Annotated in this window: 9 protein-coding genes and 1 pseudogene; 4 read left to right on the plus strand and 6 right to left on the minus strand. The window is 61.1% G+C overall.

The genetic code is table 11. From position 1 onward, the window contains the following. Together QT222_RS08845 and QT222_RS08850 are read left to right on the plus strand one after the other, a co-directional pair. On the plus strand, nucleotides 1-624 hold a 624-nt coding region (locus QT222_RS08845), incomplete at its 5' end, for a ZIP family metal transporter (protein WP_491476954.1). A 95-nt stretch (nucleotides 625-719) separates the two neighbouring features. Then, nucleotides 720-953 (plus strand): DUF6199 family natural product biosynthesis protein, encoded by a 234-nt coding sequence (locus QT222_RS08850; protein WP_004060001.1) that lies wholly within the window; start codon nucleotides 720-722, stop codon nucleotides 951-953. Nucleotides 954-974: 21 nt separating this feature from the next. Here the strand turns inward: QT222_RS08850 and QT222_RS08855 are convergent, their stop codons facing one another. Beyond that, nucleotides 975-1298, minus strand: coding sequence for a DUF8060 family membrane protein (locus QT222_RS08855; protein ID WP_491476955.1), 324 nt, complete (start codon nucleotides 1296-1298; stop codon nucleotides 975-977). Then, nucleotides 1295-2305: a DUF7490 domain-containing protein gene (locus QT222_RS08860; protein WP_491476956.1), complete on the minus strand. Its 1011-nt coding sequence runs from the start codon at nucleotides 2303-2305 to the stop codon at nucleotides 1295-1297. The genes QT222_RS08855 and QT222_RS08860 overlap by 4 nt, the downstream gene beginning before the upstream one ends. Nucleotides 2306-2457: 152 nt before the next feature. On the opposite strand from QT222_RS08860, the gene QT222_RS08865 reads away from it, so the two are divergent. Further along, nucleotides 2458-2862 carry a universal stress protein gene (locus QT222_RS08865; protein WP_004060004.1) on the plus strand — a complete coding sequence of 135 codons (405 nt, stop codon included), beginning with the start codon at nucleotides 2458-2460 and terminating at the stop codon, nucleotides 2860-2862. 24 nt (nucleotides 2863-2886) lie between these two features. Here the strand turns inward: QT222_RS08865 and QT222_RS08870 are convergent, their stop codons facing one another. Both QT222_RS08870 and QT222_RS08875 read right to left on the minus strand, forming a co-directional pair. Beyond that, on the minus strand, nucleotides 2887-3612 hold the full coding sequence (locus QT222_RS08870; RefSeq protein ID WP_004060005.1) for a hypothetical protein: 726 nt from the start codon (nucleotides 3610-3612) through the stop codon (nucleotides 2887-2889). A gap of 122 nt (nucleotides 3613-3734) precedes the next feature. Next, nucleotides 3735-4973, minus strand: a complete 1239-nt coding sequence (locus QT222_RS08875) for an ornithine cyclodeaminase, nickel-pincer nucleotide-dependent (RefSeq protein WP_004060006.1) — start codon at nucleotides 4971-4973, stop codon at nucleotides 3735-3737. 134 nt (nucleotides 4974-5107) lie between these two features. Between QT222_RS08875 and QT222_RS08880 the strand changes: the two genes are divergently transcribed. Next, on the plus strand, nucleotides 5108-5701 hold the full coding sequence (locus tag QT222_RS08880) for a class I SAM-dependent methyltransferase (protein WP_491476957.1): 594 nt from the start codon (nucleotides 5108-5110) through the stop codon (nucleotides 5699-5701). Between the two features lie 39 nt (nucleotides 5702-5740). Here the strand turns inward: QT222_RS08880 and QT222_RS08885 are convergent, their stop codons facing one another. Together QT222_RS08885 and QT222_RS08890 are read right to left on the minus strand one after the other, a co-directional pair. Continuing rightward, nucleotides 5741-6226, minus strand: a complete 486-nt coding sequence (locus tag QT222_RS08885; protein ID WP_491476958.1) for a hypothetical protein — start codon at nucleotides 6224-6226, stop codon at nucleotides 5741-5743. A gap of 70 nt (nucleotides 6227-6296) precedes the next feature. After that, nucleotides 6297-6703 (minus strand): annotated as a pseudogene (locus QT222_RS08890) (alpha/beta hydrolase); the annotation flags it as partial.

Below are 6703 nucleotides of genomic sequence, written 5' to 3' on the forward strand. Positions count from 1 at the left end.
AGCGGCGTGATGGTGACGAGCGCGGCCGTCTTTCTCGTCCCGCAGGCACTCGGTCACCACACCCAGTTCGGCGGATTTGGTATCGCGTTCGGTATCCTCGCCGGATTCGGCGCACACACCGTGGGCCACCGGTTCGCTCACATGAACTTCCCGGTCGACCGCACCGTGACGGAACTCTCCGCACACGCCATTTCCGCGGGTGCCATCATCGGAATCGTCTACGGAAACATCGATGTCGGGGTCGGACTCGGCCTCGCTATCGTCTCTCACAAAGGCCCCGCCGGATACGCCGCCGCTCGTCGCCTTTCGAGCCAGAACAAGCCCGTCTTCCCGCTTCTCCTTCCCGCTGCGGGGCTGGGTATCGCGGCTATCATCTCCAGTGCCGTGTCGCTTCCGGCGACCGACGCCTTCCGCGGTGTCGTCTTCGGATTCGCCTCGGGCGTGTTCCTCCACGTCGCCATGGATTTCTTGCCCCGCTGTGAGATTGGCAGCGAGATTCACGACCTCCTGTCCGTCGAAGACGAACACGCCCACGCGATTCTCGACAGACTTCGAGTTCACGCCGCGATAAGCACCGTCGTCGGCGGTGGCGCCGTCTTCGGTGCGTGGTTGCTACTCAGCTAATACTGCGTGTTAGGGCCGACTTGCTGACTTTCGCCTACCGCTTGTAGATCCGGTCAAAGACAACATACTACTCGAGAGACAACCGTCGGCCACCGATGGACATCCAGACGGTATTGTTCGGGCTACTGGCGATTACTGGCGGAGTTATCACCTATCGGTACGCCTACGGCATCACGAAATTCGGCGAGCAGCTCGACGCAATCGGGAGCAAAACCCACGCGAGCGAAGTCGAACCGGCAGCGTGGAACGTCACGCTAACCAAACTGATGGGCCTGTTCTTCGTCGCACTGGGATTGTTCTTCGGCGGTGCTGCGCTGGTGTCGGGATAGGGTGGTATCCCGTCGTCCCGATTAGTTCGTCAACCGCCGGAGTTGGACGGAGATGCCGAGCGCCGCACCGAGGAGCAACACGACGTTGAACGCGGCGTGGAAGATTGGCCGGAACTCGGGGTTCACCCACGTCGAGATGATTTGGCTCGCGTTGAGGTAGAACTGCAGCGCCGCGATGAGCGCGAGCAGTAGCAGTCCGGCGAGGACGGCGTAGTCGAGATACCGTCGAAGTCGCTCGGCGAACTCGCGGTCCTCCTGTTCGTCCACGTCTTCGGCCGGTTCGGCGGTCGTCGCCGGGATTCGGTCCTCGTCTGCATTCGATTTCGTCGGCGCTTCGTCGCTCATTGGGACCGCCTCCGAGCGATGAGAGCGCTCGCGAGGAGCGCCACGAGTGCGACGACGGCACCGAAGCCGGGTGCTGCCGACTCGGTTTCTGTGGCCGCGTACTCCCTCTCATCTGGTGCGCCGCCGTCTCCGCCGTTTTCGAAGTCTTCGACGCGCAGTTCTACGTCTTCTGTCGTCTGGTTCACGCTAATCGTCCTCGTTGGGTTCAGGTTCGCCGCGCCGCGGGCGGTGTCGATGACGACACCATCCCGGAGCAACACGGCGTCGATGTAGTAGTTGTAGTCGTTCGGTACTGTGGTCGTCGCGCTGACCGTCTCTGTTCGCCCGGCGCGGATTGCTCCCGCATCGACCGTCGTCCGGGACGCGACGATATTCGATTCGGCTTGCCGGAGTACGAACATGACCGAGAGGTCCTCAGCCGGGTCGTCGCCGGTGTTGGCAAGCGTCGCCGAGAGGTCGAGCGTCGTCTGGTCTTCACCTGCGTCCGCGATGGAAAACGAGACGGGCGGGAGTGCCTCGCTGTCGGTGAACGACGTGGTCGACTGCAAGTATGGCGGCTTGATAGCCGAAACGCCGCGGACGCTTTTTCGAGCCTCATCGACACGCTCTGCGTTGCGGTAGAGTATAACCTCGATGTCGTAGCCGCCTTCTCTAGGGACGGTGAGGTTCGTCGAGACCGTCTTTTCACCGTCGCGTGAGATGGTGCCGACGTCGACTTGTTTTGTCGTTGTCAGGAGTCCTGATTCGGCGTCGACGGCGCGAACGAGGACACTCACGTTCTGCGTGGGATTTCTTCGGTGGTCGATTCGTGTTTCTATCTCCAGCGTCGCCGTCTCTCCCGTGGCCGGGCCCGCGGCGATAGAGACATCAGCCACGTCTACCGGGCCGGGACGGACCGGTCCCTCGTCGGTCGGGTCCGCGAGGACACCGGGAACGACGACGGCGGCGGCGAGGGCGATGACCACGACGCCGACCGCCCCGCCGGCAAGAAGGGCGGTCCTATCCATACCAGACTGACCTTTTTCGGGCGGTAAATGTCTTGTCCCAGATGAATGCGTCGGAGAATGACCGTCAGCGATGTATTTTCGCTCCGTCGAAAGCAGTCTGACCAGCGGTAGTGGGGCATGGATTTTTATAGGACGACGTAGGGATATGTGGCATGGCAACGTATGTTATGGGTACGGACTCGGTACACACCAGCGCCGAGGTTTGTGATTACCTCTCTCAACGAATTGAAACAGACGACGTTATCCACGTCGTCAATTCGCACCAAGGCGGCGACCACACCGACAGCGACGACGTCCGCGACGGGGAAGACGCGATGAACGTTGTCGGCTCCCGGCTCGGCGATACCGTCACCATCGAGACACACCAGTACATCCGCGGAAACGACCCCGCTGACGACATCCTTCAGTGTGCAAAAGAACAGAACGCCGACGAAATCGTCATCGGGGTTCGAAAGCGAAACCCGACCTCGAAAATCGTCTTTGGAAGCACCGCACAGGACGTGCTGTTGAACTCGAACATTCCGATGGCAGTCGTTCCGTTAGCAAAAGTCTACTGAGGAATCTCAGTTTTCAGGCGGTACTCAGTTTCCGGACCGGTACTCGACGAGAACCATCTCGAACGCCGGTTCGTCGTCACCTTCCTCCTCGTAGAAGGCCATGTGACCCGGAAGCGGGCTTTCGGGCGAGACGCAACTCTCCCAGGTGACGCTGCCGTTCGTCCGGACGACGAAGTTCGCACACTCTAAGCCCGCGTACGTAGAGACGCGCTCGACCTTGAAGCTCGTATCACCGTTGGCTCCCGAGACTTCCCAACTGTCGCCGACGCTGAGCGACTTACCGTCGATGCTGCTGTAGTACGGCGAGCCGAAGCCGAGCGTTGCAACGGACCCGGTGGGACTACCCGAGAGTTTGCTGTTAATCTTGTCCGGCGACGCGGTCACGGTCCGTTCGCTCGTCGTGTTGGACGTGACGAGCTTCGCCCGAACCGTCACCTCGTCGTCGGTCGCAGAGAGGACCTCCCACTCGTAGGTCGCCGTGCCGTCGATGCTGTCGGCGGTTATCTCGTATCGGTAGTACTGGCCCGTACGGTACTGGTTGTCCCACGTTCCGTTAAACTCGAACGCCGTCGTCGACGACGCGTTTCCGCTTTCGTTTCCGGGGGTACTGGTCTCGCCATCTGTCGCAGTGCCCGTCTCTACCGTCGTCTGGGCTGCTGTTGTTGTCGTGCCGTCGCCGCCAATTCCGCCGGAGCACCCGGCCACGAGGACCAGGAGTGCGACGAGAAGAATCCGTATTGTCGTTCGCATGGCTCAGGTGAGAACGTCGGGGGTCATAATAGGTACGAGAAACAGAGCGTCTCTCCGGCACGAATATGACAAGTAAGCGGGAAAACGGTCGTCACTCGGATGGTCGTCGCTCGGTGAGACAGTTACTCGTCTGTCTCGTCGAGCACTTTCTCGGCGAGCGTCGGCACGAACGTCCCGATGTCGGTCACCATCCCGATAGCCTGCGACGAACCGCGGTCGAGCAGTTGCGTGACGGTTGCGGGGTTGATGTCCACACAGACGGTCTTCGCCGTAGAGGGGAGACAGTTCCCGACGGCGACCGAGTGCAGGAGCGTCGAGAGCATGAGCACCATGTCGGCCTGGTGGGCCTGCTCGCGGATGGCGTTCTGCGCTTCGATGGCGTCAGTGATGGTGTCCGGAAGCGGACCGTCGTCGCGGATGGACCCCGCGAGGACGTATGAGACGTCGTTTTTCACGCACTCGTACATGATACCTTCTTTGATGAGTCCCTCGTCGACGGCTTCCTCGATGCCGCCAGCACGGATGACTTCGCTTATGGTGTAGATGTGGTGTTTGTGCCCCTTGCGTGGGTGCTCCATCGTCTCCATGTCCATCCCGAGTGAGGTCCCGTAGAGGCCGCGCTCGATGTCGTGGGTCGCAAAGCCGTTCCCGGCGGAAATCATGTCGATGTAGCCCTCTCGGATGAGTCGCGCGAGAGCGTCGCCGCCGCCGGAGTGAATGAGCGCCGGACCGGCGACAACGAGGACGTTTCCGCCCTCTTTTTTGGTCTCGCGGAGCGCATCCGCGACCTCACCGATGAGCGACTCGGAGGGGCGCTCGGAGGAGACGCCACCCTGCATGAAGCCGAATGGACCGGAGGAATCCCGGGGACGTTCCGGCGGTTTGACGCGGATACCCGCCTCGTCGGTGACGACGAGGTCGCCCTCTTCGACGCTGTTGAGGACTTTCGTGTATGCGCGCGCACCGTCTTCGGTCTCTTCGACGATAATCGCACAGTCCATCTCGATGTCCTCGACGGGAATCCATTCGCCGTCGTATCGAACGTCAGTCGGGTGATTGGTCGTCGAGTAGAACCCAACCGGGACGACCTGGTCTGCGGGCGACGGCTCGACGTGCGCATCGACGGGGTCTGTGAGGTTCGCGCCAATCTGGTGGAGTTCGTGGAGAATCTCCTGCAGGCCGTCTTCGTCGTCGGCAGAGACCGTCATCCGACAGTACGACGTGTCCTCTTTCTGCCGACCGACGTCGAACTTCTCGATATCGAAGTCGCCCCCGAGGTCCATCACGATGCCCATCGCCTGTTGCATCGACCCCGAGTCGATGATGTGGCCATCGAGTTCGACCGTGCGCGTGTGCGTCATTAACGAAGAATCAACGGAGAGGGCAAAGTGGGTTACGGACGCGACGTACCAATCGTCGGGAATTCGTCCGTCGCAGGCCGGGACAAATCAAATTCTACCGACATTTTACATGCAATCGTAGCGGAGTAAAACCGATGCCGGACAACACCGAATCTTCGTGGAACGAAGCGTACGATGGAACTCCACCGTGGGATATCGGTCGGCCACAGCCGATTTTCGTGGAACTCGCCGAAGACGGGAAGATTTCTGGACCCGTACTCGATGCAGGGTGTGGAACCGGAACCCACGTGTGTTATTTCGCCGAGCGTGGTCACACGGTGACGGGTATCGACGTGTCGACTCGGGCAATCGAACTCGCACGGGAGAAAGCGGACGACCGAGCTGTTCAGGCAACGTTCCACGCCGCCGACGCTTTCGACCTCCCTCCGAGTCTGGGGCCGTTCAACACCGTCGTCGACTGTGGTCTCTTGCACGTCTTCGGAGAAGCCGACCAACGACAGTCCTACACCGACGAACTCGCGGCAGTGATGAATCCCGGCAGCCGACTCTATTCGCTCGCGTTCAGCGACGAGGCACCGGACGACTGGGGTCCGGCCACCCTCTCGCCGGACGACCTTCGTCGCTCGTTCGGCGATTCGTGGTCAGTCGAGCGCATTGAAGCAACACCCTACGAAACGAACCGGATACCCGTTCCGGGGTATCTCACAGTCGCCGAGCGGAAGGGGTGAAATCAATCGCCAGCAGTGAAAACGGACCGTGTATCGTCCTCAGAGGACGAATCCTTTGAATAGGTTGGCGACGGTCCACACCGTCTGGTCGACCGGGTGGCCCTTCTCGCCGGAGACGCGAATACGGTCGTTTCGAAGCGCCTGTTTGACGCCAGCCACTGGGTTTGACGACTGAGCGATTGTTTCGAGCGTCGCGCGGTCAGTTTCGATGCGCGTCGAGGCGTCTTCGTTCGACTCTGCGGCTACGTCGGCGATGCGCATATCGTCTTTAACGACAGCGGAAAACACGTGCGTCTCGTCGCCATCTTCGACGTAGACGTTCACCGTCTTTCCGGCGATGAGGTCGCGGGCAAACGAAACGTCGAGTTGGTCGATGTTCTCGTTGTACAGCGCGACTCCCTCTTCGAGGAGTTCTTGCATCTCTTCGTCGCTGGGCGTCTCTGATTCCTGTGCGAGAACTGTTCCCGGGGCAGAGACGAGAAGAACGACGAGGAAGAGCGAGACTAAACGGTGGGTTGCGGACATGGCGATACGACGTATGCTGACCGGGGACATAATATTCCCGCGAGCGTTCAGCGGGCTGAGAGGTTATCGCTTATCGGACTGTTCGGAGGAACGACAGTAGGTGGCCGAAGGTCTGTTCGAACGCCCGGTCGTAGTGGTCGAAGTGGTCCACCGGGAGTTCGACGAGCGTCGCGTCCGAGAGTTCGTCCGCGAGGTCGACCACCGCGTCGGCAGGGGCGATGTCGTCGCGCGTTCCAGCGACGAGCAATACCGGACAGGCGATGCGCTCGGGGTCCGGAAGCGCCCGGTAGCGGAACAGCGAGAGGAACAGGCGCGCGGGCGTCTCGTCGCGCCACGCACTCCCCAGCGGGACGAGTTCGCGGTAGGCGGTGCGCACGCCGGGGTCTTCGAAGACGGCCATCGACGACCCGTCACCGAGGACTGAAACGCGATGCGGGCCGAAAAGGCGCGACTGGAATTTATCGCGGAGTCCGGACG

Source organism: Haloferax sp. s1 (assembly GCF_058382125.1).